The 24477-nt window shown below is 65.8% G+C and carries 25 protein-coding genes; 9 read left to right on the forward strand and 16 right to left on the reverse strand.

Annotated elements, in window-relative coordinates; translation table 11 throughout:
* The first annotated feature begins 5 nt into the window (after window positions 1-5).
* Window positions 6-839 carry a phosphoadenosine phosphosulfate reductase family protein gene (locus HNR07_RS29465; protein ID WP_184368968.1) on the forward strand — a complete coding sequence of 278 codons (834 nt, stop codon included), beginning with the start codon at window positions 6-8 and terminating at the stop codon, window positions 837-839.
* A gap of 211 nt (window positions 840-1050) precedes the next feature.
* On the opposite strand, the gene HNR07_RS29470 is transcribed toward HNR07_RS29465, so the two are convergent.
* Window positions 1051-2001, reverse strand: coding sequence for a phosphotransferase family protein (locus tag HNR07_RS29470; protein WP_184368971.1), 951 nt, complete (start codon window positions 1999-2001; stop codon window positions 1051-1053).
* A gap of 172 nt (window positions 2002-2173) precedes the next feature.
* Window positions 2174-3031 (reverse strand): ATP phosphoribosyltransferase, encoded by an 858-nt coding sequence (hisG, locus tag HNR07_RS29475; protein ID WP_221318975.1) that lies wholly within the window; start codon window positions 3029-3031, stop codon window positions 2174-2176.
* A 209-nt stretch (window positions 3032-3240) separates the two neighbouring features.
* Here hisG and fxlM point away from each other — a divergent pair, with 209 nt between their 5' ends.
* Window positions 3241-4497: a methyltransferase, FxLD system gene (gene fxlM, locus HNR07_RS29480; RefSeq protein ID WP_312894015.1), complete on the forward strand. Its 1257-nt coding sequence runs from the start codon at window positions 3241-3243 to the stop codon at window positions 4495-4497.
* Entirely contained in the window at window positions 4494-5342 is an 849-nt protein-coding gene (locus HNR07_RS35305) for a phosphotransferase (RefSeq protein WP_246420569.1), read from the forward strand. Before fxlM ends, HNR07_RS35305 begins: the two co-directional genes overlap by 4 nt.
* A gap of 63 nt (window positions 5343-5405) precedes the next feature.
* On the opposite strand, the gene HNR07_RS29490 is transcribed toward HNR07_RS35305, so the two are convergent.
* Window positions 5406-5816 (reverse strand): hypothetical protein, encoded by a 411-nt coding sequence (locus HNR07_RS29490; protein ID WP_184368974.1) that lies wholly within the window; start codon window positions 5814-5816, stop codon window positions 5406-5408.
* 116 nt (window positions 5817-5932) lie between these two features.
* Here HNR07_RS29490 and tnpC point away from each other — a divergent pair, with 116 nt between their 5' ends.
* From tnpC to HNR07_RS29505, 3 genes are all read left to right on the forward strand, one after another.
* The gene (gene tnpC / locus HNR07_RS29495) at window positions 5933-7432 is read left to right on the forward strand and encodes an IS66 family transposase (RefSeq protein WP_221318653.1); all 1500 of its coding nucleotides are present in this window, start codon (window positions 5933-5935) and stop codon (window positions 7430-7432) included.
* Window positions 7433-7700: 268 nt separating this feature from the next.
* Complete coding sequence (locus HNR07_RS29500; RefSeq protein ID WP_184368977.1) at window positions 7701-8201, forward strand: NUDIX hydrolase; 501 nt, start codon at window positions 7701-7703, stop codon at window positions 8199-8201.
* A gap of 989 nt (window positions 8202-9190) precedes the next feature.
* A complete protein-coding gene (locus HNR07_RS29505; protein ID WP_184368980.1) occupies window positions 9191-9733 on the forward strand; it encodes an A24 family peptidase in 543 nt (180 codons plus the stop codon).
* Window positions 9734-9799: 66 nt separating this feature from the next.
* Here HNR07_RS29505 and HNR07_RS29510 read toward each other — a convergent pair whose 3' ends face one another.
* From HNR07_RS29510 to HNR07_RS29550, 10 genes are all read right to left on the reverse strand, one after another.
* The gene (locus tag HNR07_RS29510) at window positions 9800-10372 is read right to left on the reverse strand and encodes a GNAT family N-acetyltransferase (protein ID WP_184368983.1); all 573 of its coding nucleotides are present in this window, start codon (window positions 10370-10372) and stop codon (window positions 9800-9802) included.
* A gap of 35 nt (window positions 10373-10407) precedes the next feature.
* Window positions 10408-10800 carry a hypothetical protein gene (locus tag HNR07_RS34510; RefSeq protein ID WP_246420571.1) on the reverse strand — a complete coding sequence of 131 codons (393 nt, stop codon included), beginning with the start codon at window positions 10798-10800 and terminating at the stop codon, window positions 10408-10410.
* A 222-nt stretch (window positions 10801-11022) separates the two neighbouring features.
* Window positions 11023-11823, reverse strand: coding sequence for a hypothetical protein (locus HNR07_RS29515; RefSeq protein WP_184368986.1), 801 nt, complete (start codon window positions 11821-11823; stop codon window positions 11023-11025).
* Window positions 11816-12340: a hypothetical protein gene (locus tag HNR07_RS29520; protein WP_312894016.1), complete on the reverse strand. Its 525-nt coding sequence runs from the start codon at window positions 12338-12340 to the stop codon at window positions 11816-11818. Before HNR07_RS29520 ends, HNR07_RS29515 begins: the two co-directional genes overlap by 8 nt.
* A gap of 33 nt (window positions 12341-12373) precedes the next feature.
* The gene (locus HNR07_RS29525; protein ID WP_184368989.1) at window positions 12374-13393 is read right to left on the reverse strand and encodes a DUF2637 domain-containing protein; all 1020 of its coding nucleotides are present in this window, start codon (window positions 13391-13393) and stop codon (window positions 12374-12376) included.
* Between the two features lie 32 nt (window positions 13394-13425).
* Window positions 13426-14025 (reverse strand): hypothetical protein, encoded by a 600-nt coding sequence (locus tag HNR07_RS29530; protein WP_312894017.1) that lies wholly within the window; start codon window positions 14023-14025, stop codon window positions 13426-13428.
* Window positions 14026-14076: 51 nt separating this feature from the next.
* Complete coding sequence (locus HNR07_RS29535) at window positions 14077-14673, reverse strand: hypothetical protein (RefSeq protein WP_184368992.1); 597 nt, start codon at window positions 14671-14673, stop codon at window positions 14077-14079.
* A gap of 101 nt (window positions 14674-14774) precedes the next feature.
* Window positions 14775-15518: a hypothetical protein gene (locus HNR07_RS29540; protein WP_184368995.1), complete on the reverse strand. Its 744-nt coding sequence runs from the start codon at window positions 15516-15518 to the stop codon at window positions 14775-14777.
* 41 nt (window positions 15519-15559) lie between these two features.
* A complete protein-coding gene (locus tag HNR07_RS29545; RefSeq protein WP_184368998.1) occupies window positions 15560-16387 on the reverse strand; it encodes an N-6 DNA methylase in 828 nt (275 codons plus the stop codon).
* Between the two features lie 550 nt (window positions 16388-16937).
* On the reverse strand, window positions 16938-17285 hold the full coding sequence (locus HNR07_RS29550) for a hypothetical protein (protein WP_246420574.1): 348 nt from the start codon (window positions 17283-17285) through the stop codon (window positions 16938-16940).
* A gap of 148 nt (window positions 17286-17433) precedes the next feature.
* Here HNR07_RS29550 and HNR07_RS29555 point away from each other — a divergent pair, with 148 nt between their 5' ends.
* The 3 genes from HNR07_RS29555 (at window position 17434) to HNR07_RS29565 (ending at window position 20981) form a co-directional block, all read left to right on the forward strand.
* Window positions 17434-19002 (forward strand): ADP-ribosylglycohydrolase family protein, encoded by a 1569-nt coding sequence (locus tag HNR07_RS29555; RefSeq protein WP_184369001.1) that lies wholly within the window; start codon window positions 17434-17436, stop codon window positions 19000-19002.
* A 99-nt stretch (window positions 19003-19101) separates the two neighbouring features.
* On the forward strand, window positions 19102-20025 hold the full coding sequence (locus HNR07_RS29560; protein ID WP_246420575.1) for a site-specific integrase: 924 nt from the start codon (window positions 19102-19104) through the stop codon (window positions 20023-20025).
* A 113-nt stretch (window positions 20026-20138) separates the two neighbouring features.
* Window positions 20139-20981 (forward strand): DnaB-like helicase C-terminal domain-containing protein, encoded by an 843-nt coding sequence (locus HNR07_RS29565; protein ID WP_312894018.1) that lies wholly within the window; start codon window positions 20139-20141, stop codon window positions 20979-20981.
* 46 nt (window positions 20982-21027) lie between these two features.
* Here HNR07_RS29565 and HNR07_RS29570 read toward each other — a convergent pair whose 3' ends face one another.
* The 3 genes from HNR07_RS29570 to HNR07_RS29580 form a co-directional block, all read right to left on the reverse strand.
* Window positions 21028-21537 carry a helix-turn-helix domain-containing protein gene (locus HNR07_RS29570; protein WP_246420576.1) on the reverse strand — a complete coding sequence of 170 codons (510 nt, stop codon included), beginning with the start codon at window positions 21535-21537 and terminating at the stop codon, window positions 21028-21030.
* An 86-nt stretch (window positions 21538-21623) separates the two neighbouring features.
* Complete coding sequence (locus HNR07_RS29575) at window positions 21624-22889, reverse strand: IS256 family transposase (RefSeq protein ID WP_184363271.1); 1266 nt, start codon at window positions 22887-22889, stop codon at window positions 21624-21626.
* A gap of 239 nt (window positions 22890-23128) precedes the next feature.
* The gene (locus HNR07_RS29580) at window positions 23129-23977 is read right to left on the reverse strand and encodes a hypothetical protein (protein WP_184369007.1); all 849 of its coding nucleotides are present in this window, start codon (window positions 23975-23977) and stop codon (window positions 23129-23131) included.
* Window positions 23978-24477: the final 500 nt, after the last annotated feature.

The following is a 24477-nucleotide window of genomic DNA, read 5'->3' on the forward strand; positions in this document are numbered from 1 at the left end:
CGACGATGACCAATGACGCCCCAGCGAAGAAGGTCCGGCACGTCCTGGGCATCTCCGGCGGCAAGGACTCCTCATCCCTTGCCATCTATATGCGCGACCGCGTGCCCGACATGGAGTACTTCTTCTGCGACACCGGCGCTGAACTCCCCGAGACCTACGAGTACCTCAACCGGCTCGAAGCTGCCCTGGGCAAGTCGATCGTGCGTCTCAACGCCGACCGCGACTTCGACCACTGGATGGAGGTCTACCAGGGCACGCTCCCTTCCCCCCAGATGCGCTGGTGCACCAAGAACCTCAAGCTCAAGCCGCTTGAGGAGTGGGTTGGAGAGGACGAGGTCATCTCCTACGTGGCGATCCGTGCCGACGAGAACCGCCTCGGATACGTGAGCACCAAGCCCAATATCAAGGCCGTGTTCCCCTTCCGAGAAGACGGAATCGACCGGAGCGGCGTCGACCGCATCCTGGACGAAGCCGGTATCGGCCTGCCCGACTACTACGAGTGGCGCACCAGGTCCGGTTGCTACTTCTGCTTCTTCCAGAGGAAGCACGAGTGGCTCGGGCTGAAGGACCGCCACCCCGACCTGTTCGATAAGGCTGTTGCCTACGAGGAGAAGGTCAGATACCGCCACAAGGCGATGCAGGGACGTGACTACACCTGGACTCAGGGAGAATCGCTCACGGAACTCGTCGAGCGTCGTGAGGAAATCGAGGAGCGTCACAAGGCGGCGATGGAGCGTGCTGCCAAACGAGCTAAGCCCAACCGGCCTCTGCTCGAGGTTCTCTCCAATGCTCTGGATGAGGACGACGACGAGGCAGGTTGCTCCGTCTGCCACCTCTAAGGCTGGACAGAGCTCAGAATGTTAATTCATTCTCCGGGGGAGGCGATATTAGTATCGCCTCCCCCGGTTTTTGAGAATATGGAAGAGTGGCCGCCTGGAGAAAGTGGTTTGTTATTGGTGGTAATTATCCTTTTGGCTCCACTTTAGTCATGGATTGGAGTTAAGGGGTTATTCTTTTTGTGGGAAATTTTCTCATGAAAGTTGAGGAATTCTATAGTTGCACTTTCAGCCTTGCCCGCAGCCACTGAAGAACTGCTTCTCCTTTGGCGTGCTGGTGGGCGCGCAGAGCGGGGATGTTGGGCGGTGCCGGTCGCTGGCACTGGGTGAGGTAATCCCCGGCGAGTGCGGCGAGCACTGCGTTGACAGCACCTTCCTCCACTCCACAGGCGTGGAGGTAATGGCGCCATACTTGCTCGGGGTTGACCTGAGGGCTGGAAACGGCCACGGACGGTAGCAGCATTAGCAGGTCTAGCCACGGCGCTGCGGCTACGGCGTAGGGCCAGTCCACGAGCACCACCCGCTCACGGGTGATGAGCATGTTGTCCGCGCGCAGGTCGGTGTGGGCGAGTGTGTCGCCAGCGGCCGCAGTTGCCCAATCCTTCTCCAGGTCGGTGAGCAGCCCCAGGTTCTCCCTGGCCCAGGTCGGGAGTGCCTCAACGCGGGCTGCGCTTTCACCGGCGCTCAGCCGCCGCCATGAGGAGTAGGCAACGGCCAGGTCCTCGGAGGCTGGCACCGTGCCGACGGGGGCCGGAGTGAGAGCATCGGCCATGCCAGTGAGCGTGGCCACGACCCGCTCCAGCTCGTGGTGCTGCCAGGGCTGAGCTGGGGTGTGCCCGGTGACGTCGTCGAAGACGAGCATCACCCAGTCACCGTCGTCGAAAGACCAGCGTAACCGGGGTGCGGGCGCCTGGAGGGGAAGCGTCTGGTTGACCTGGATCTCGCGCCGGTACAGGCCCGGAGCATGCGAATCGCGACCGGAGTGGATCGCCTTGGCGAACACCCTTCGCCCGTCCGCCAGACCTAAGCGAGACGCCAGCCCCGGGCTGAACCCCCCGACCTGGCGCTGTTCGTCGACCACGGGTGCGCCGAACACGTCGGAGAACGCGGTGGTGAGGTGGTCGGGCAGCTCACCCCAGCTGAGCCGATGAGCAGAGTTAGCCATCACGTGGTCCTTCGGTGCGGTGTGGACCTGGTCCGGTGAACTACAAGAAGGAAGCGCGCTGGGCGATCCGAAGCAGGGATCAGATCGTTGGCCGCCGATGAAGAAGCCCGAACCTTGCGCAGCCCTTGGGCGGGCATCATCAGCAACGTCACTATCACCCCGCGTGCCGGGGCTATCCCCGGCACGCTTGGATCTTGGTGACCAAGATGGCCCGAGCCCCCGCCTGCTCCAACTGGTCCATGATCGTGTGCGCTCGCGCGGCAGGCACCATGACCCGTACAGCCGACCAGCCCTCCCGGTGGAGCGGTGAGATGGTGGGGCCCTCCTTGCCGGAGCTGACCGCCACAGCCCGGTCCAGGTTGGCGACCTCGATGTCGTAGTCGAGCAGCACGTAGTCACGAGCCACCAAAACGCCGCTCAGACGCCGCAGGAACCGTTGCGAGGCGTCGGTACTGGGGTCGGACTGCCCCTGGATGACGATGGCTTCTGAACGCATGATGGGCTCACCGATGATGCGCAGCCCCAGGTGAGCCAGAGTCGCACCGGTTTCCACCACGTCCGCGATCACCTCTGCCACCCCCAGACGCAGAGCGGTTTCCACCGCACCGTCCAGACGAACGATGCCACCCGCTTCGACCCCGTGGTCGGCCAGGTGCTTGGCGACTACCGCGGGGTAGGAGGTCGCGATGGTCTTACCGTCCAGGTCGTGCACGCTCTGAGCGGTTTCGGGGTGGCCCGCGAAGTGGAAGGTGGAGCGGGCGAACCCCAGGGCGAGAATCTCCTCGGCTGGGGCCGTGGAGTCGATGAGGAGATCGCGGCCGGTGATGCCCATGTCCAGCTGCCCGGAACCGACGTAGGTGGCGATGTCGCGGGGGCGCAGGTAGAAGAACTCGATGCCGTTCTCGTGGTCGGTGACCACGAGCTCCTTGGAGTCGGTGCGCTGCTGGTACCCGGCCGCATGCAGCAACGCGACCGCCTTGGCGTTCAAGGACCCCTTGTTGGGTACAGCGACGCGGAGCAGGGACGACATGGGTGACCTCTCGTGTGGAAGCGCGGTGCCCTCATGGTCTCAAACCAGCCAAGCCCGTGTTGGCTCTTCGCTGAGACCGCCCCCGAGCGGGCCCGGGCCGTTGCTGCCGCCAGGTCTGCACCCAGCACCGACCCCATTTCGGACCGGATCCGGGCGCTGACGCGGTCGAAAACGCCACCTGCCACACCCTGCCCGGCTAACCTGCCGATGTGACCACCTCCAAGACCACCCCCGCCCACAGCACCGACCACATCGACGCCCTGCGTGAGCGGATGATCGAGCGGCTGTGGGCCGTCAATGCGCTGCGCTCGCAACCGGTGGCCGAGGCCGTGCGCGCGGTACCGCGTCACCTCTTCGCCCCTGACTTTCCGTTGGAGGAGGTCTACGACGCGAAGGCGGTGCTGCGGACCAAGTTCGACGACGACGGTCAGGCCACCAGTTCGGTCTCCGCCACCTGGATCCAGACCCTGATGTTGGAGCGCGCCGAGATCCAACCGGGGATGCGCGTGCTGGAGATCGGCAGCGGCGGTTACAACGCGGCCCTGATCGCTGAAGTCGTTGGCCCCGAGGGGCGGGTGACCTCGGTCGACATCGACCCCGGGGTCACAGGCCGGGCTCGTACCCACCTGGCCCAGACCACCTACGCCGACCGGGTAGAGGTGGTGCTTGGCGACGCCGAACACGGCTACCCCGCCGGTGCCCCCTACGATCGGATCATCGTCACGGTCGCCGCCACCGACCTGCCGTCGGCCTGGACTGAACAGCTCGTCGAGGGAGGACGCTTGGTCCTGCCCCTGGGTGTGCGGGGGTTCCAGCGCGTCTACGCCTTCACCCACCACGGGCAAGGCCTGCTGGTAGGGGAGACCGGCGACCACGCCGGGTTCGTGCCGATGCAAGGACTGGGCGCGCCGGCGCCCACCACCGTGCCGCTCACAGACCAGGTGGCGCTGACCACCGATGCCGACCCCGTTCCCGCTCCCGACCGGCTGCCTGAAGTGTTCGCTGAGCCCGCCCATGAGCAGTGCACCGGGGTGCGGATCGGACGGGCTGAGTACTTCGGTGGCCTGCAGCTGTGGCTGGCCACCACCCTGCCCGGCTTCGCCACCCTGTCCGGTGACGCCCAGGCCCTGGGCCACGCCACCATGGGCGTGCACCAGAGTCCGGCGATCTGGGACGGCACCGATCTGGCCTACCTGGTGCTGCCCCAAGCAGCGACCGACCCCGACCGGTGGGAGTTCCTCGCTCGCGGCCACGGCCCCAACGCCACCGAACTCATCCGTCGTCTGGTCGAGCACGTTCGCAGGTGGGACCGCGAACACCGACACGGCCCCGGCCCCCGGTTCATCGCCAACCCCGCTCTGCCCGATGCACCGGAAATGATCCCGATGCGGCACACCCGCCTTCTCGCCCTGTGGGATCAACCCCAGAGCCCACAGTTGGACTGGGACGCGGACCCGGACGCATGAGCACACCCTTGCCCCGGGCGCCTGACCTGGACCACGCATGGGGACACGCGGTCGACGCCCTGGACCTGACCGCCCCGCCGGCGGGCGAACGACATCGCGGAGTGGGCGGCCGAACCCTGAGCGGACCGGTCACCCGCCCCGACGGCTCCCCGGCATGGCTGCGGGTGGAGTCCGCCACCAAGCCGGGCGGGCGGCTGTGGGAGGGCAACCGGCTCGCCGAGGAACTCCTGCCGCCGCACATCCCCCGCCCCCGACTGCTGGCCGCACACACCTGGGGCACCGCCCCGACGGTGTTCCAGGCGTTGGTGTTCTCCCGCCTGGACGCCTCCCCGGTGTCCCCGACACCGGACCTGCGCGAGCCGCCCGCCCTCTCCCTCACCTGGTGGATGGATCTGCGCACGGTGCTGCACGACCTTCAACAGGTGGACCCGCCCCACGGGCGGCGCAGCCACACCCCCGGGTTCCTCACACGAGTGCCCACCCATCTTCCCGAAGTCGCTGAGGCGGGCCTGGACCTGACCGTACGCACCTGGGAAGCAGCTCACGGAGACCTGCATTGGGCCAACCTCACCCAGGGCCCCCTGGTCCTGCTGGACTGGGAAGGGTGGGCCTCAGCCCCGGCCGGATACGACGCCGCGGTCCTGCACGCCTACGCGCTACCCGAACCAGACACAGCAGCCCAGGTCCGCGAGGTCTTCGCTGAGGAGCTGGACACCGAGGCCGGCCATCTGGCCCAGCTGATCATCTGCGCCGAGATCGTCCAGGCCGCACCGCGTGATGACCTGCATGCCCGCCTGGCCCCCTACGCCCGCGCCCACGTCCACCACCTGCTCAGTAGCTGGTGAACACCATCAGGAGTAGACAGAGTCGGCACGGCGCTTGGCGCGGCTGTAGATGGCGGCGGGCCCTCAGGTCAGCGGTTTCAGCCTGACCAGGCGAATGGGCTCACCATCGAGAAACTTTTCGTCGACCAGGTCGTCGGTGACCTCGCCGTGCTCACCCTGTGGCAGGTCCAGGGTGATGTGGAAGTCACGAAGCGCGGCCCGGACCCTGCTGGGCAGAGCACCATAATCGGGGGTTTCCTCGGGGTCGGCGGCGATGATCACACGGGCCTCGCGCGGCGCGTCGATCCCGGTCAAGGACACATCGACGCTGGAGCCGAGCCCAGCCTTCGCCAAAGCCTTCCGCGCTGCATCATGCAAGGCGACCGAGGCCAGGTACTGCTTGACCTGGTCACGGCCGAACGCCGTCGCCACCAGGCGCCAGACCTCCATAGCAGAGGCGCCGGAGCGGAACTTGCGCGTCATCGTGTCGATCAACGCGCGTCTCGCGCCGAGATAGTTGTCAAGGTCGAGCTGGATGTTGTCGAAGTCGGATTGGGTGTAAGCATTCAGTTGCTGGGTTCGCCTGACAGGGCGACACTGGACCAGGCACGATGTCCACCATGCCGTCGGGACTGGAGACCGCCTCGCGTGAGGACCTGCTCGCGCTGATCGGTGTGCTCCACGAACAAAACACCGCCCTGCGCCAGCACCTGGCCCAGCAGACCGAAGAGATCACCCGCCTCAAGGCCGAGAACGAACAGCTCCGAGCCGACAACGCGCGTCTGACCACCCGGGTCGCGCAGCTCGAACGCCGCCTGGGACGCAACTCCGGCAACTCCTCCCTGCCACCCTCCTCGGACCTGTTCGACAAGCCCGAACGCGCACCCGCCAAGAAGAGCGCCCGCAAACGCGGACGCCAACCAGGCGCTGAAGGCTTCGGACTGCCTATGGTCGAAAACCCCGACCAGGTCCACGACCATCTGCCCGCCACCTGCACCGGGTGCCACGCCGAGCTGGACCCGGCCTCCTCCATTGGCTACCAGCGCCGTCAGGTCCGCGACATCCCCCTGGTCACGGTGCAGGTGAGTGAGCACCGCGCCCACACCTGCGCGTGCCAGTGCGGAAGCATCACCCAAGCAGCGATGCCCCAGGAACTGGCCGCCTCCCCTTCCTCCTACGGCCCCCACCTGCGCACCCTGGCCGTCTACCTGCTCGTGTTCCAGCACATCCCGGTGGAGCGCACCGCACAGCTCATCAACGACCTGACCGGCGCGAAGGTCTCCACCGGATGGGTGTCGCATCTACTGGGCGAGGCCCATGCTCTGGTCAGCGACAGCCTCAACCTGATCCGGGCGTTGCTCACCCTGGCCCACGTGCTGCACGCCGATGAGACCACCACCCGCATCAAGGACCAACGGTGCTGGTTGCATGTGGCCTGCAACGAGCACCTGACCCTGCTGGGTCTAGCTCCGCGTTCACGAGCCGGGGCGAACACGTTGGGGGTACTGCCGGGCTTTACCGGCACCCTGGTGCACGACTCCTTGGCCTTGTACTCGGGTTACACGTGCGCCCACCAGCTGTGCGGGGCGCACCTGATCCGCGAGCTCACCGCTGCCGAACAGGACCACCCCGGCCAGCACTGGCACCGTCAGATCCGGTCCGCGCTGGCCACCTTGGCCCGCGAGGCGGGGCGTGTGCGCTGCGGCCAGGCCGAGCACATCCCCGCCGGGGTGCTCCTGGCCCAAGGGGAGTTGTTCCACCACGGCATCGCGGTCGGGCTGTCCTGCCATCCCCGGGCCCAAGGAAGGAAGCAATCACCGGCCCGCAACCTGCTCGAGCGTCTGCGGGAGCGGGCCGAGCAGGTGTTGGGCTTCTCCGACCGGCCCCACCTGGTGCCCTTCACCAACAACCTCGCCGAAAGAGCGCTCAGACCCCTCAAGACCCAGGTGAAGATCTCCGGTTGCCACCAGTCCCGTCAGGGGGCGGCGGCCTGGCTCGGGGTGCGTTCCTACATCGACTCGGCCCGCAAGCACGGGGTGAGCGCGTTCGAAGCGCTGCGCCGGGCGTTCACCGGACAGTTGTGGATGCCGCCCATCCCCGCCTCCGCCTGACCAGCTAAGGCCATCTACCCTCCGCAGTCCCCAACGCCTTCTGAATGCTTACGATTGGGTGGCCTCGGCATGGGTGTCCATGCGGCGAACACTATCCAAGAGACTGAAAGCAGATCAGCCTGATTTCAGTCTTTAACTTCGAGGTGGCGCGGAACGGGCAAGTCCATCTGATGACGGTGGGTGGGCCCCGAACCCTGCCAGCCCACGGACTACGACGGACCTGTGTGATCAGACCACCCAGGAACACTCAGGCCTCTAAGTTGGGGGAATGGGCTTTGACTACCTCTGGCACGGCGACCAGCATTCCCCAACCGACCTGCCCATCACCCAGGTCTACGGATATGTCTTCGACGCCCAGGGACGGGTGGTGATCCTCCAAGACGCGGGTATGTGGAACGCTCCCGGTGGGACACCTGAACCCGAGATTGATCAGGATCCCGTCGCCACACTGGTGCGGGAGGTGTGGGAGGAAGTCCAGGTCCGCTTCGAAGACACCGTGTACCTGGGCTATCAGAGCGTGGGCGAGGATGGCGGACCACCACAGCGCGCCCAACTTCGGATGGCCGCCCGTCTAGTCGAGGTAGGAGAGCGCGCCCCCGACCCGGACAACGGCCGTGTGCACGTCCGACACCGGTGTTCCCTGCCCGAGGCTGAGCGCCTACTCGGCTGGGGCGCGCCAGCACGGGAGCAGTTCAAGAGCGCCGCGAAGGTGGCCGTGCATCGCTGGCGGATTCCTGTACACGTTCCGGCCCCTGCGGTAACCGACTGAACACCTCCCCCTCGCTCCGAAAGTGCTGGCCTCGGCCGCAGCAGCCAGCTTGGTCCCATCGAACATAGTCAGGGTCGCCATGGGCTGGGTTCCTTCCGGTTGAGGATGGCCGATCACCGCGCGATCGGCGGCCCTGGCCGAGCGCGAAGAGCTGTCCATACGCGGCGGCGTTCCGGTGCTGCGGATCGTGCGCACCGCAAGGTGATGGTGTCTCACCGAGTGGTGTAATTTTTCCCGCCCCCTCCTCTCAGATAAGCGTTGTTGGTGTCCGCTGGGTAGGCGTCCCACAACCTTCGGCGGCTCCTCCACCCCGATCAGCGGACCACCAGCACGCGGCGGCCGCCCGACCTCGACCAACTACCACGATGACCTGCAGGGACACGGCCACGCGAAAGTTACACCACTCCAGGGGACGTGACCGCCGCGCGAGGGCCTGTCTCGTGAATTGCTCCACGGACGCACAGGACTTGACTGGCTGAACGCTCCCACGTTCGGGCCTGTCGGCGAAGGTGCACCCCCACCGTAGGTACGCCTGGGGCAGCCAAACGGCCAGCGCACAGCGAACCTGAGCGAAGCACGTGAAGGGGCGACCGGTGACAGGCCGGAGGGCCGTTCATCAGGCAGGTAAATGTGGTCCCCCGGGCCGGTATTTTCCTTATATGCCCAGTTCAGAGCCCCTCCTCGGGGGCGTTCCAATCTGGGGCCTCTTGTGCCTGCTCGGGTTGCTCGGCGCGACCATAGGTCGCTGGAGTGGGGCCCTGGCGCCTCTCTTCGCTCAGATACCGAACCTGGAAACATCCGTGACCGTCGGCCCCGCGCCTGGTAGTAGGCCAGAGCGCCGCCCAGGCCCAGGAAACGGTGTGCGTCCAGCCTGCTGCCCACGGTGCAACAAGAGCGCGCGCTTGGCCAAGTTCGCCCCCTTGCCAACCCCTCTCACCTGTGCTCACTGCGGAGCATCTTTTCGGGCGCCACCTGTCCTGGTGTGGACCATGGCGGGCGCCTTCGTCGTGGCGGGAGTTGCTTGCCTTCTGCAGGACCGCCTCCACGATCTTCCAGCGCTCTTGTGGTTCATCATGTTGGCCGTACCCTTGACCGCAATCGACATCCGCGTTCTGCGGCTTCCCACCCCGGTCATCGTTCGCGCCTACCCCGGGGCGCTGTTCCTGCTCACCACGGCGATCCTGCTTACGCATCGAGCAGAGACCGGGGAAATCGCCTGGGGAGAGGCTGGGCGCCATGGGGCCCAAGCATTGGTAGCCATGCTGTGCTCAGTGGCTCTGTACTGGCTGCTCTGGCGCATCAATCCAAGAGGCATCGGTTACGGTGACGTCCGTCTTTCCGGCCTGACAGGTCTCTACATCGGGTGGGCAGCAGGACCTATCGCTGTCCTACCAGCGGCGTTCGTTACCTTCCTTGTCTTCATAGTTTCGACTGTGGCCGTGATGCTAATCAGTGGAACACGAAAACGAATATTTCCCCTGGGGCCGGCGATTTTGGTGGTGACGCTCTTGCTGGCGATGGTGACTCCTTGAACCTTTTTCATGCTGAAGGGGCAGGACTATGGCCTGCACCTTCGAGATGAAGCACACTCAGGCAGCTCAGCTTTGGCCACGCCTGGCACTGGAGTGCTGTATCCAGGCCTGATCGGCGGTGGGGGCGCAGTAGGCACGCAACATCTGAGCGGACACGCCGAGGTAGCGGTAGTGACGCACCGCCTCCTCAACGTCGTCGGGCGCCAGCTGGCGCTGTTCGGCACCATCGATTTCCGATCGCGGCGTCATCGGCAAGACGAGTTCACCCAAAGGCGGCGGTGGATCGCACACCCTCCTGGCCAACAGATCACCCAACACCGTGCGACGGCCTGAAATGCGTAGAGCACGCCCGCCGGTGCTCATGGTGTACAGGTTGCAGGCGGTCCTCCATAAAGCGGTCGCCACGCGCTGTCGGCGCATCCGCGGGGCCACGTAGATCCCGCTGACGACCCCTTGGTCCTGGTGCCAGCGGATCGCCCCGATCTGCTGGTCGAGGATCTGACGGGCGGCGAACACACCCATCTCCACCACCACCCCCACACCAGGCCGCTCCTGTTCATCGCAGGGCAGGGCCAGGAACTCATGGACGCGGCCGGACTCGGGGCCCGTGCCTGCGACGTGCACGAAGTACAGGTTCACGATGGCTTCCTCCTCCCCTCAGGACGTAGTGGCGGTCAGTGAGGAGCCCGGGCATGGTCGGCCAACCACTGGGTGGCCGGGGTGAATTGGGGGTCGATGGGGGTAAGGGCGAAGAGCTCGACCACACCCGAGGGAGGCTCTCCCAAAGGGGTCATTTCGAAGACGAGCCCTTCTGGGCTTGTACCGATGGCTCGGCGTTCCCAGACGGTGTAGTCACGGGCTTCGACGACGTAGGAACGGTGAGCGATCGAGGCCAGCTTGGGGCAGGACCGAAGCGCAAAGGCCAAACACTCCGAATGGGCGGGCGCCTCGAAGTAGTACCGAGTGCCGGTGTCGGCGAGTGGCCAGGTGCACGCCTGCTCCGAACCGACATGGGTGCCGCAGATGGTGCAGCGGCGCTCTTGCATCGCCCGGCGTTGGTGGTTCACACACGGAGTGCCGAAGTAGGGGCGGCCTTTGCCAGCTTTGCAGGTGCACACGAGCACAGGTCCGCTATCGCGTTGGACAACGTGCTCAGTCCCGCTACTCCACTGCACGGTCCACGGCACTGGTACGGAGCCGGATCGGGGCAGGCGGGCGAGCTGTGGTGGCATGGGAGGGGTCATGGCGGGGTCCTTTTCTGCGGGGTAGGGGCCGGTAGGAGCGGGGTATCAGCACGGGCCGATGCGGCGGTTCAGTGCTGCACGGACTTCCTTCTCCGCGGTGCCTAGCCAGGTGGCGTCGTTGGGGCTGGTGCCGATCACGACGGACTCACCCAGCCCCCACAGCGCACACGAGGTAGCCAGGGTGGCTGCCGCGACGGGGTTGGTTGCGCGCAGACGCCAGGTGATGGTGCGTGGGTCGATTCCGCGCTGGCGCAGTTCGCGGACCAGGTGCATGATCCGGGTCCCGGACCACGCCGCAGGGTCCTCGACCACCACACCCGGGTGCAGCTGCTGAGCCAACGCGATGTCGTTGTCCGCCGGAACCAGAAGCGGAGTCGGTTCCGGGCAGGAGCTCCCCTCCTGCAACTGTGTGTGCAGTGCGTTGAGCAGGTGGCCGAGAAGATCGCACTGGGCTGAGGCATGCACGTGCGTAACCAGGTCGGCAAGCCCTTCCCGGGCAGCCAGAGCGCCGATGTGTCGGGCCGCAGCGATGATGCGCTGGTCGGAGTTCAACTGGTCGGGGGACATGAGCAGGCCGCCGACCCATTCGAACCAGGGCAGCCACAGATGGTGCAGGCGTGGCCAGGTATAGGCGCCCAGGTTCCACCGTGTGTAGAGCTCGCTCAGGAAGGCGTGGTTCTCCAGCTCCACCACTTCGACCATGGGCTGTGGGGCGCGCTCTGGTGTGGGGGTGTCGAACAGGGCCAGGCTGGCGACCATGCTCATGGGGACCTCGATCAGAGAAGGTCCGTAGGCCTCCTGCCAAGCGGCGGCGAGGGTAGATCCCAGAGCGTGGGCTTCATCCATGGTGAGAACTCCTGTTGAGGTCGAGCGCGTCACCGGGCAGCACCCGGTGCGGGGGCGGGGCGGGGCGCCACCCATGAGCGATCAGGTTGGTGAAGTGGTCGGCGACGGCCTGGTGGCCTGCGTCGAGGTCGGTGTGGACTTCGCTGATCGGGCTCATCCCGGGGCCGGCCACGAGCAGATGCAGGGCGTCGCGATGAGCCCACAGGTAGAGCGCGCATCGTTGCTGTCCTTGGGTCAGGTGGTGCACCGAGGGACGCTGTGAGGCCAGCCGTACCGCCTGAGTCAGTCGGGTGCGCGTCCACCCAGCCCTGGGCAGGCGTACGGCGCTGGCCACCCATTCCAATCCGTGCGGGGCGTGGGCCCAGCGGGTGTGGACACCGAAGACGTCATAGGTCAGCGTCAGGTCGATGATCGGTTGGTGGTCAGGGGTGGCGCCGTGCGTCAGGGCCACATCCCACTCGTGGCGTATCCCGGGGTCGAGCAGGCGCCGCATTTGTGCCGGGGGAGTGAAAACCACACGTACTCCTGTTGAGTGAATCGGAACTTTTTGTCAGACATGTTCGATCGCAGGAAGAGGAGTCCGCTCATCATCAAGGGCCTCCTTTGCCCTGGCGATCACCTTCTGTGCCCACCGGCGCTTCTTAGTAGAGATGCCGAACTGTTCACAAAGGCCGCGCTCGGACGGCGCCATGTTTGCCTGTGCAGCCTTCACGTAGTGCTGCACGGCGCTGAAGAAAACATCTGGGTCAACGTCGGGGGCCGTCCCGTTTTCCCGCTCCATCTGCGCGAGGAAAGAATCGGTCAGATCCTTGGCCTCACGGATGTGCAAGCCCTGGCGCAGCCGCACCGAGACCTCCGCCGGGACCTTGCGCCGCCACCCAAGGCCCAGGGCGTCTCTGAGGCGGCGCTGGGTCTCGATCTTCATCGCGTACAGGTCCAGCGCCTCGGTGGGGTCGGTGATGTGTCCCATGGCGGCCAGGCGGGCGATGCGCAGCGACCCCCAGGGGTCCCACCACCACCGGGCTCCGGGAATCAGTGGTCCTGCCAGGGCTTCTTGGCGGGAGTCGGTCCACTGCTTGCGGCGGTGGCGCAGCACCGTCTCCCACAGAGCGGCGGCAATGACCGGCATCAGTGACCATGCCACCCGGGCTGAGACTCCTTGGCCTGCTGCGGCGGCGTGCGACCACTGAAACCACGCCGATCCCGCCACGATGAGCAGCACCATCACCCGTGGCCCCAAGGCGCTGGCGCCCATCTTCGCCCACCGGTAGGAGACGAAAGCGAAAAACGCGGCCATCCCGTCCAGCGCTGCGAAAAGCAGGTAAGGCCAAGGGCCACCCAAGCCCATTTCAGCCCGGGCGAAACCGATCAGGCCCTGCATGATCAGTCCGCTGGTGACGGCGGCGAAGAACACCACAATGATGTTCTCCACCAGGTTCGCCCTCTCCTGGGCAGGCAGGCGGTGGTGCCATTCAATGAGCGCGCCGGTGATTTTCACCGAAGGGTAGATAAGTATGCCGAAGACGATCAGTGCGGAAATAGAAGCAATAATCAGTTCGGTGGTGTCCATGTCAACCACGTTCTTCGTGAATATGTGGGTGTTCAGGTGAGCGGCGGTGCGTGATGTTCCAGCCACGCCGGGCAGGGGTAGATGTCCGGTTTCACCGGAGTAGCCACGAGGTAGTCCAGAGCTCCGGCGTAGCGGGCCTGGGGGGCGTCCAGGGGGAAGTACTGGGACACGCCCCTGGTGCCGTCTGGGAAGGCCATGACTCGGCGTTCACGTAGCTGCATGCTGCGGGCGATCAGGACCTCGGCCTGCTCGGCGTGGCGGGCGAGCATGGGGCAGACCTGAACCGAGTAGGCCATGCATCGCGGATGCAGGGGTGGCTCGATGAAGTCCCAGGTCTGGGGTGTTGAGCGGATGAAGACCAGACCCGTGCGGGGGTCTAGGTGTTTGCCGCACACCCCGCACCGGTGCTGACGCATGGTGCGTCGTTGCAGGTCATGACACATAGCGCCGAGCTTGTGGGGGCGGCCGGTGTCCTGGCAAGGGCACACCACGGTCAAACCCGTGTCGGGGAGTTCGGCCAGCGTGAAGGTCTCGCTCATGTCGCCGCGCGGAGTGATGACGGGGACCGGGTAGCCGGATCGGGTGGTGGGCAAGCGCTGGATGGAGCGGGGTTTGGGCACGTCAAAGCGCACAGGAACCTCCTGGGACGGCAACAACGCGGGAGAGGCGTGTGGCGGGGCGAGTCAATCCGTGGGCAGGAAGCGGTCCAAGAAGCTGTCACGGTTGAGCACACAGGCCGAAAGCGGCTGGGACACGTAGAGATGCAAAGGGGTGTCGTGGCCCCCCTGGTCGTCGTGCCGGTGGATGGCCAACATGCCCTGATCTGGGGCGTAGAACCTGCGCATCTCATAGGTGTGCACCCTCTTGGCCAGTACCACCGGATGATCTGGACCGCACTCGCGGGCCAGCACCGGGCAGGCGCGGAAGGCATAGGCCAGGCACCCTGTGTGTGCGCCTGGCTCCAGGTACAGGTCCGTGCCAGGCATGGGCAGAGCACCGAAAGCCGAGTACTCCTGGTCACCGATGGGCTGACCACACACTGAGCACAACCGGTCCCGGGCGCACTGACGCTGGCGCTCGGGGCACTGCGAGCCGAACACCGGGGGTTCGCTGTGGGGCTCGCAGTCACACACCACGGTCAGCCCTGTCTCGGGGCGGTAGGCGATGCGTTCAGGGTCGTGTCCGCGGGAGACCGTGAAGGGGACGGGCATGCCCGTGCTGGTGCGGGGCAGAGCTTGAACGGGTTCGGGCATGGGCGTGGTGCGCCAGGCAGCAGGCATGGCTGACCTCCGAGTCAACAGGGCGACGGGGAAAGGGGAAGCGGAAGCGAGAGGGAAGCGAGGGCGGGGCGCTCTGGGGGCGCCCCGGTGAAGGGGAAAGATCAGAACCCGAACGCTGGTGGGAGAAGGGCCCGCAGGGCTTCAGCCCGGGCTTCCTGTTCGGCCTGAATCCAGTCGTCGTCTTCGCTGGTGGAGACCAGTACGTTCGCCCGGTTGGGATCGGCCACCTGCCAGGATGCGAGGTTCACGCACGCCGTGGCGGCGGACAGCTCGTCGATCTCACGCAGGCGCCACGTCACCGTGGCGGGGTTGATCCCCAGAGCGCCGAGTGCGGTCAGCACCCCCAGGACTCGGTGCCCTGTCCCGACCGGGTCCAGGGTCAGGGTCTGTACCGGCATGTCCTGTCGAAGCGGTGCAGTCCGTGTTGCGCCCAGGGGGTCCACGGAGCTGATCACCATCGGCTCGCGCAGGCGGTAGAGAACTCCGCCCAGGAAGTCGCGTCCGTGAGTGAGCGTGGTCAGGTGCTCGATCACGCCCATTGTGCGCAGGCGTAGCGCGAACACGGTCGCGGCATGGGTGATGCGGTGATGGTCCGGCCAGGTAGGCCAGTGGGTGAAGCACTCCCAACGGTGGTGAAGGTAGGGCCAGCGTTGCGTGGCCGCCTCCCACACCCGCTGCTGCCCGACCAGGAAATCGTGCGGTTCGCTGGTTTCCTCGTCCGAGATGACCAGGTGTTGGCGCAAGATGGCGGTGGCCAGCACGCTCATGGGTACTTCCAGGCGGCTGGGCCCGTAGAGATCGTGCCACTGGTCGGCGATGGCGTCAGCGAAGTCGGATGCGTTCATACAGCTCCTTAGGTGCGCAAGGGCAGGGAAGGTGGTCGTGGCTATGCGGCTGAGGCATATCGATGGGGGGCGCTGATGAAGCGGTGGAGCGGCTGCCACCGCTGGATCTGAATGCCAAGACCGCGCTCGTACAGGGCCCGGTCGCGCCAGTCGTCGGCCAGAACGTCACCGCAGCCGATGAGCACGTTCGGGCCCAGCCGCCACAGGTCGACGTTCACGGCCAAACACGCAGTCGCGACAGGATCGATGTCGACCAGGTCCCAGTGCATGGCGGCCGGGTCCATGTCGTGGGCACGGATGTGCTCGGCGAAGGCGAGGATGAGCCCGCCGGTGCCGACAGAACTCTCATGGATCGATTCGCCTGGCTCAGGCACACCGGATCCACGTGCCAGAAGTTCGGCGACGTCGGCAGGGGTGTAGAACTGGCCGTTGCGCTCGCAGGCCTTCTTGGGGCGTAGCGCCATGAGTAGCGGCCCGAACACATCCACCGAGGTGCGTACCTGCGCGTTCATCGTCAGGTCGAACAGCCCGGCCTTGACGGCTGCGCGAGCTACCGCGACCAGGGTCTCCTGCTGGGCTTGTTCAGCGGTGCCGTACGACCACCGCGCCAGCGGGAGCACCCGGTAGATCAGGTCGGGGCGGGCGCTGGCGAACCGGTGCCAGAGAAGATGCAGCACGTAGGCGGCCTGGTCGGCAGGAAGGTCGAGAAAGGCGTCCCGGGCACCCCGGGGGTCTGAGCCGCGAATCTGGGTGAGAGCTGCGATGGCGCTCACGGGCAGGTCGACCGGTGCTCCGGAGAATCGGGATCTCCAGGTGTCCTCGACGCGCTGAGCGATCGTGAGGATGTGTTGTTCCACTGGTTGAGGCAAAGCGGGCTCCTTTCCAGCCAATGTCGTGCTTATAAAATACAAAGTATTTTATAGTCCCCTTCTTGGCAAGTTGGGGGCGTGGAACGACACGTCCAAGTGCCCCCCGAAGAGGTTTCCACCTGCGAAGACACCGAATCACCGAAAGTTGAGAGCGCGGGCCGCGAGGGCTTCCGGTGCTACCAGAAGAGGGCGAGCGGCAGGAGCACGGGTGGCTTTGGCGGCTCGGCGGAACATGCCAGGGATCGTGGTGCTCAACAGGAGTGAGGGCTTCCGTGGCGGGCGGGCCCATGCGTGCTCTCGGAGCTCCAGGCTCACCCGAGGTGGGAAGAGTCTGGGCTCTGGAGCCCCAGGCCGGAGGTGGCCGGGTCGTCGGGGAGCGGGCCCATGGCAAGAGGACGTTTCGCCCGGTGAACGCACGAAAGGTGCGGCCCTGCGTCAATCGATCGCAGGGCCGCACCGCGTTCTTCGCCCACAGGGGTCCCGCGGGGCTATGCCGGAGGTTTCTGGGGTCGGTGAGAGTCAGAGTCAGGTCATGGACTGCCGGCCCTGGCTAGAACTCCAGTGATGAGGGCTCGCTGTGGCGGGCCCGGTAGACACCCTCGTAGTACTGCAGAGTGGCCATGGTCAGTTCCTTGGCGAAGCGGACGTCGGCATCGCTGACCTGATGCGGGTCGGCGGGGGTGATGGTCGCGTGGGAGCGGGCCTGGCTCACGGTCAGGATTGGAGCTTGGTCCTGGTCCTCGTAGGAGTGGCACGTGGCCTGAGGGCCGTGGCCCTGGTCGCTGCTGGCCCCAGTGTGGAACGACAGGCCGACCAAAGGCTCGGAACGGTCCGGGTGGCTGGAGACGGTGAGCAGGGCAAAGGGCGGGTTGGGTGTGCTCGAGGGCTGACTGTTCAACGGGGCCTCCTGTAGCGGGTCGTGCTCAACAAGAACAAGCCCTCCAGGCCCCAGCATGTGACAGGTCAATTTTTAAGACTTGATAATGTGATTATCCGGTGTTAACTTGATGGGGCTTGACCACCCCACCCACACCCAAGGAGTCTCCATGGCCCTAACACGGACCCGCGCCACCCACCAAGACGACCGGGTCGCCGGCGTCCTACTCGCAGCCGCCTGCGGCGATGCCCTCGGCGTCCCCTACGAATTCCGACCCCGCCTCACCCAGGACCAGACCCCACAGATGATCGGCGGCGGACTGGGGCCCTACGCCCCCGGTGAGTACTCCGACGACACCCAGATGGCCGTGTGCATCGCCCAAGCCCTCGTCGACACCGAAGCCGTCGCCATCCAGGACCACCACATCCTCAACGAAATCGCTGACTCCTTCCTCAGCTGGCGCACTATGGGGGCCACCGACATCGGAACCCAAACCGCCGCCGTCCTGGACGCCACCCAGTACGACGTGGCCACCCCCTGGGTCGCCGCAGCCATGCTCCGCGCATCCCACAGCCGATGGCACACGGGACGTCCCAGCGCTGGCAACGGCTCTCTCATGCGCACCGCCCCCGTCGCCCTCTACGACCTGCACGATGCCCACGAGACCGCCGACGCCGCCCGTCTGGTCAGCGAACTCACCCACGCCGACCCCCAGGCAGGCGACGCCTGCGTCATCTGGTGCGAAGGAATCCGCCATGCCGTGCTCCACGGCGACTTCAAGGGTGTCCGTAAGGGGGTCGAACTCCTTCCCGAGCAGCGTCGGGACTGGTGGCACACCCGTCTGGACGAAGCCGAATCCGAAGACCCGCACACCTTCCCCAACAACGGCTACGTCGTCACCGCACTCCAAGCCGCCTGGTCAGCCATCACCCGCACCCCTGTACCCGTCGACGACCCCGCCAACGGCACCTTCGCCGCCGACCACCTGCGCCTCGCCCTGGAAGCCGCCGTACGCGCGGGCAACGACACCGACACCGTCGCCGCTATCGCTGGCGCTCTGCTCGGTGCCCGTTGGGGAGCCTCAGCCGTGCCCTGGCACTGGCAGCGTGCCATCCATGGTTGGCACGAGATCACCGCACGCGACCTGATCAGCCTCGGTGTGCGCATTAGCCATCAGAACCTGCCCGACCGTCACGGTTGGCCTCTGGCCAAGCACCACCCCCGCAACGCCGACGCCCGCACCCCTTATCGCGTGAGTCATCCTCACGACGATGGCGTCATCCTGGGCAACCTCGCTCTGGCCGATGAAGACCCTGCTGCCCTGGATGTAGACGCAGTCGTCTCCCTGTGCCGTGTCGGCAGCGCCGACTTCGCCCAAACTCCCGCTTCCGACCACCTACAGATCTGGCTCATCGACCGCCCCGGAGCCAACGCTCACGGCCACTACACCCTCGACCAGGCAGCTCGCGCCGTACATGGACTGCGCCAGGAAGGCAAGCGTGTGCTGCTGCACTGCGCCGCAGGTCGCAGCCGCACCCCTACCGTCGCCGCCCGCTACTCTGGGCTGCTGGGCATCGATCCAACCACGGCCCTGACCGAGATCTGCCAGGCACTCGCCCCCAACCGGCCCTTCGTCAACTTTGAGCTGGAGCGCTTCGTGTTCGATCTGACAGGAGCGCCACACCCCACCCCGGGTGAGCGTGTCTGGAACGCCCGTGCCCCGCTCAACCCCTGGTAGGCAAAGGAGTACACCGTGGGCCCGCAGCCCCAACCACAATCCCAGCGAGCCCGGACGGCACTGCCGTCCGGGCTTCGCCCGTTGCTGGACTCCTTGCGCATGCCCAACACCATGGAGGCCGACCCGGACGAGACCGACGTCCCCGGGGCAGCGTTGCTGCGCCAACACCTGGCCGACTATGCCCCTCAAACCCGACGCGCCTACCTCGCCGACTGGAAGAGCTGGACGCTTTGGTGCCGCAGCAACGACCGCGCCCCTCTCCCCGCCCACCCGACGGATGTGGCCCTGTACTTGGCACATGCCCACGACAACAGCGGGACCAGCCAGGCCACGCTGCAGCGGTGGGCGTCCACCATCGCCACCGCTCACACCGCCAACGGCTACCCGGCCCCCACCAACCAACCCCCCATTCCCGAACTTCTGCGCTGGCTACGCCAGACCAAGCCCCGCCCCCGATACAGGGGCTCGCGCTGGCTCACCGATCTAGAACTCACCCGCGTCCTCGCCCACACGCGCGAAGAGACCTGGCCTGAGCTGGTCATCCATCGCCGCGACCGCCTCATCATGCTGCTCACCCGAGCCACAGGAGACGGTCCCGAGGAGATTTTGGGACTGCGCACGGGCCAGCTGCTGCTCGACGCCGACACAGCGATCCTCCATCGAGAAGGGCAAGCTCCGCTCACCCTGACCGATCCGCTACCCGCAGCAGACTGGACCACCTGCCTACCTTGCGCTTTGGTGCTGTGGAGACAGGTCCTCGACCTAGCCGACGATGACACTGCCGCTCTACGCCAGGCTCTGGGCAACCCTGAACGACCCGCGCCCCGCGGCCACCTGGACCACACCCTAGAGCCCGCCCCGAACCCGGAGAACTGGCTCCTGCGCCGGGTGCGCAGGGGAGGCACCGTCACCACCAACCGCATGGCCTCCGAAGCCATCCGCACCCTGCTTCGGGCCCACGCCACCGCAGCTGGAGTCGAGACCAAGGGCCTGACGGCGTTCGCTCTGCGCCCCCACCCCTAACCTGGGCGCCCGTCACAGGGGATGCAAGAGACCGCAGAACCCACCGGTCGAAGTACATTCGAAGACACCTGTGCCACCGCAGCTCCCCACACCCCAACACCTGGAGGAACCCCGTGCCCACGGCACCCCCGCACACCTTCCCCGCTGAGGGCCGAGTACGACTCCCTTACACCTGCCTGCACACCATGACGCCCTTCCTGGAAGAAGGCTCGATCACCACGATCGCCAGCCCCACAGGAGAGGGCAAGACCACCTTCGCCCTGGACCTGGTCAGGTATGCCGCAGCCGCCGGCCACCGCACCCTCTACCTGCACAGCAGCCAGAGCGAAGACGGTATCCGCGTTCGTCTGCTGGCCGCCGAAGCCGAAGTCAGCAACACCCAGATCAGGACCAACGACCTAACCCAGCAAGACCAGGAACGCCTGGACCAAGCGCGCCAGACCATCGACATGTGGCCTCTGCACCTGAGTCACCAAAGCACCTGGACCTTGGAAGACATCAAGAATGAGGCTGAGCGAAACGACTACGAGCTGATCGTCGTGGACGACACCGACCAGGTCCGCATCCCCGGAGCACCTTTGGCCGAACGCTTCGCGAGGCTCTCAGCGGGCCTGCGCGACATCGTGGCCGGTGAGTCAACCGTGTTGGTGGCTGTCGCCCAGTTGGACCCGCCCACTGAGCACACCGGCGGATTCACCGCGGCAGAACGACTGCGCCAGCTAGGTCACCGCTACGCCCTGGCCCAAGACAGCGAACTGGTCATCCTCACCAGCCTGGACAAAGTGGTGCCCTTCCGGGGCGGGAGCGGGCTGAGGCTCTCGATGCAGGTGGCCAAGAACCGCCAAGGAGCGACCGGATCGGTTGAGGTCCAAGCGGAGATGCACTTCTGCCGGTGCGTGGACCTTACTGAGGAGGAGACCGACCCGGACCCGTGGCCGGAGTCGCTGTCTATCTGACGCCCCTCACGATGTTCCCAGCCGCCCGATGGCCACGCCCTCGGCTCTAGGTCGTGCGCTCCGAGGCTGCGGCCTCGTCCGCCTTAGCCTGCTGGCGGCGCTGCACGTTACGCTCATGGGCGGCGCGCACCTCATCCTCGGAGACCCCGAAGAACACGGCTAAGGTCTTCGCCTGGGCTGCCCGGAGCTTGCGGGTACGCCCGCTTTCCAATCTTCCGTACGTCTGGATGGTCAGGTCCGGATCCTGCAGCTTGTCCACGAGCTCGCCTTGGGACAGACCCAGCACGGCACGGTACTTCACCAGCCCGACCGCATCGTCGATGAACTCGGTAGGCGAGACACCGAAAACTTCGGCCAGCTTCCTCAGAACTTGTGGAGAGGGCGCGCTACCACCCTCCTTCTCATACCGGCCCACGAGGGAGCGGTCGATCCCGATGCGCTCACCGACCTCAGTCAGACTCCAGTCTTGAGCGGCCCGCGCTGCCCTCAGCACAGAAGGCTTCCACCCCGACACTCCGCTCTTTGGCATGCTCTCCAACCCCAGACCGACCGACATCTCCTGGGTAGGACTCTAAGCCGCGCCAGACTTCCACGGCGACCGCAGCGGGTGTGTCAAGTTAAGGGTGTAACTGTTGTTCTTGGTCAGCGGCGTGTCGCGGTCAACCGGCCATCAAAGGTCAGATCGAACGCGTTCAGCGCCTTCTTCCAGCGCGCGCTCCACTTGGCCCGCCCGGTCCCCTTCGGATCCAGAGCCATCAACGCCATGTAGACGCACTTGAGCGCGGCCTGCTCGTTGGGGAAGTGCCCCCGAGCCTTGACCGCGCGGCGGATCCGGGCGTTGATCGACTCGATCGCGTTCGTGGTGCAGATGATCTTGCGGATCTCCACATCGAAGGCCAGGAACGGCACCATCTCCGCCCAGGCGTTCTCCCACAACCGCACGATCGCCGGGTACTTGTCCCCCCACTCGGAGCAGAACTCGGAGAACCGCTCCAGAGCGGCCTCCTCGGTGGCGGCGGTGTAGACGGGCTTGAGCGCCTTGGCGACCTTCTCCCAGTCGGCCCGGGAGGCGTAGCGGAAGCTGTTGCGCAGCAGGTGCACGATGCAGGTCTGCACCACCGTGCGCGGCCACACCGACTCCACCGCCTCGCTCATGCCCTTGATCCCGTCGGCCACGAGCATGAGCACGTCGGCCACACCACGGTTCTTGAGTTCGGTGAACACGTGCGCCCAGTACTTGGCGCCCTCGTTCCCATCGCCGGCCCACAGACCGAGGATGTCGCGCTCACCCTCGGCCGTGACGCCGAGCACGACGTAGATGGGCCGGTTGGCGACCTGGCCATCGCGGATCTTGACGTTGATGGCGTCCACGAACAGCACCGGGTAGACCTGGTCCAGGGGCCGGTTCTGCCACTCGGCCATGCGCTCCATGGCCGCCTCGGTGATGTTGGAGATGGTCTGCTTGGACACGTTGGCGTCGTAGACCTCGGCCAGGTGGGCGCAGATCTCGCCGTGGGTCAGGCCGCGGGCTGAGAGTGAGAGGACGATGCCGTTGACCCCGTTCAACCGCCTCTGGCGCTTGCGGACGATCTGGGGCTCGAAGGAGCCGTCGCGGTCGCGGGGCACGTCGAGCTCGACGGGTCCGGCCTCGGTGGTCAGGGTCTTGGACCGGGTGCCGTTGCGGGTGTTGCCGCCGGGCTCGGTGGAGCGTTCGTGCTTGGCGTAGCCCAGGTGGGTGTCCATCTCGGCGGCCAGGACGTTCTCCAGGGCGGTCTTGGTCAGGCGGGCCAGTAGCCCGTTCTCGCCGACCAGCTCGATGCCCTCGGCCTCGGCCTTGGTCTTCAGTTCCTGGACGAACTCTTCGTCCGACCTGCCAGTATCGGCCTTGACCTGCGTCTTGTCACTCATGGTGCACTCCTACCCCCTTGGAGTTACACCCCTACCTTTACACTCCCACCGCAGCCAGCGCGCAAGCAACCGACTTCTTCTGCGCCGCTAACGTCAGCCCACCGCAAGGCCCCGGGGCTTAGCGGTGATAGCGGCAGTAGAAGGCGGTGGTCAAGCTGCAGGAGCCGATTCACTGTCACGATTCAACGGGTTGAGGCCATGCGTCCCGTCGTCTCAAGAGCAGGGCGCATAGGTATCGCTTAGGAGCATGGCGAGAGAACACGTGCTCCAGCGCTGTCTCTCGTGCCTTGCTTGTGTGCGCTGTGGCGCTGGGCGAATTGCTCCCGTAGCTTGACCAGTTCCAACGCGCCAGCACGGCCCAGCCCAGCCAGGACGCGACCGCCCGGCCGGTAGATCTCCTGCGAAAGCTCCTCAGGGCGCATGATCTCCACTTCCTCTTCCTCTGCTGACGGGGCCTCAGCGGAAGCTCCTGTCTGCTGTGTGAGGGTGGGCTCCCAGGGCAGGTCAGGGTCTGCTTGGCTGTCCAGGGATTCCGAACCAGGGGAATCCCACGGGGCATCGCCGAGCAGTTCTGCGGCCTTGGGGCTGAGCTGAATGTCGGGGACATGTGAGGAGTTAGGACCCTTCCCAGCATCACGCACTGTGCGTTCAGGTTCGCTGGGCATGAAGCGCTCGGCCAGCGTGCCGTCCTGAACGGCGTTCTGCAGGGACTTGACCACGTAGGCGACGGGATGGCGCACGGTGCGGTGACGCATGATCTGGCTGACACAGCGGGCAGCCCAGGCGGGCGAGACCATGCGGCCAGTATGTGCGGCCAGCTCTTCGATGACGGCCGCGATCACCGGGTCAGCTCCACCCGAAACCTCAGCACCGCCCTCAGGTTCTTGCGAGGGTTTGCTGTCGACTGATTTTTCAATGATGAGTGATGGATTGATCTTCGCAGGGGAAAACCTGGACGAGACTCCACCAGAGCTTTGACCTGCGATGACAGTTCCGAGGGGGAACACCGGAAGCTCGGCCTGGTCCTGGTTTTGCTCCGTGAACACCGCCAGGATCTCGGTACGGCGCTCCCAGACGTGCAGGGGCACTGTGGCTTGATATGTGCTGGGCTGGGCTCCCTCAGATCGGTAACCCCCACGCTGGACACAGGTGAGCCACCCACTGGCCTGTGCGGATCCTAGGTGATCGCTGATCGTTGAGCGTGAGCGTGCGGTGATGACTATCAACTGGGCCAGCGCGTGGCGTACAGAGCCTGAGGTCGACATCAACAGGGCGAGCTTGTCGAGGGAAGCCTGGATGGTCCGGGGCAATCCCGAGGCGCATGTGATGAGGCGGGCCCACAGGTCCGGGTCGACGGCCACACGATCCATTGTTCTCCTAGCGTTAGCGAGCGATCGCGGACAGTGAAGGGTCAGCCGCGATGTCATCCCGGCGGTCCTCGAGTGAGGAAGGGGTGGGAAGGGGTGAACGACAATAGGGACTATATAATACTAAGTATTATATAGTCCCAGTAGAGTCGTCTTTCACGGTCTGGCCATCGCGGACCACCCCGGTACGGCAGCGGACCACTGTGGTCCAAGCTCTCGCC

Source organism: Nocardiopsis metallicus (assembly GCF_014201115.1).
Taxonomy (GTDB): Bacteria; Actinomycetota; Actinomycetes; order Streptosporangiales; family Streptosporangiaceae; genus Nocardiopsis; species Nocardiopsis metallicus.

Excerpts from the sequence above, each read along its gene's own strand:
- HNR07_RS29465 (WP_184368968.1), top strand. The coding sequence starts at position 6 with ATGACCAATGACGCCCCAGCGAAGAAGGTCCGGCACGTCCTGGGCATC.
- HNR07_RS29470 (WP_184368971.1), bottom strand. The coding sequence starts at position 2,001 with ATGGCTAACTCTGCTCATCGGCTCAGCTGGGGTGAGCTGCCCGACCAC.
- hisG (WP_221318975.1), bottom strand. The coding sequence starts at position 3,031 with ATGTCGTCCCTGCTCCGCGTCGCTGTACCCAACAAGGGGTCCTTGAAC.
- HNR07_RS35305 (WP_246420569.1), top strand. The coding sequence starts at position 4,494 with ATGAGCACACCCTTGCCCCGGGCGCCTGACCTGGACCACGCATGGGGA.
- tnpC (WP_221318653.1), top strand. The coding sequence starts at position 5,933 with ATGTCCACCATGCCGTCGGGACTGGAGACCGCCTCGCGTGAGGACCTG.
- HNR07_RS29500 (WP_184368977.1), top strand. The coding sequence starts at position 7,701 with ATGGGCTTTGACTACCTCTGGCACGGCGACCAGCATTCCCCAACCGAC.
- HNR07_RS29505 (WP_184368980.1), top strand. The coding sequence starts at position 9,191 with ATGGCGGGCGCCTTCGTCGTGGCGGGAGTTGCTTGCCTTCTGCAGGAC.
- HNR07_RS29515 (WP_184368986.1), bottom strand. The coding sequence starts at position 11,823 with ATGGATGAAGCCCACGCTCTGGGATCTACCCTCGCCGCCGCTTGGCAG.
- HNR07_RS29525 (WP_184368989.1), bottom strand. The coding sequence starts at position 13,393 with ATGGACACCACCGAACTGATTATTGCTTCTATTTCCGCACTGATCGTC.
- HNR07_RS29535 (WP_184368992.1), bottom strand. The coding sequence starts at position 14,673 with ATGCCTGCTGCCTGGCGCACCACGCCCATGCCCGAACCCGTTCAAGCT.
- HNR07_RS29540 (WP_184368995.1), bottom strand. The coding sequence starts at position 15,518 with ATGAACGCATCCGACTTCGCTGACGCCATCGCCGACCAGTGGCACGAT.
- HNR07_RS29555 (WP_184369001.1), top strand. The coding sequence starts at position 17,434 with ATGGCCCTAACACGGACCCGCGCCACCCACCAAGACGACCGGGTCGCC.
- HNR07_RS29560 (WP_246420575.1), top strand. The coding sequence starts at position 19,102 with ATGCCCAACACCATGGAGGCCGACCCGGACGAGACCGACGTCCCCGGG.
- HNR07_RS29570 (WP_246420576.1), bottom strand. The coding sequence starts at position 21,537 with ATGTCGGTCGGTCTGGGGTTGGAGAGCATGCCAAAGAGCGGAGTGTCG.
- HNR07_RS29575 (WP_184363271.1), bottom strand. The coding sequence starts at position 22,889 with ATGAGTGACAAGACGCAGGTCAAGGCCGATACTGGCAGGTCGGACGAA.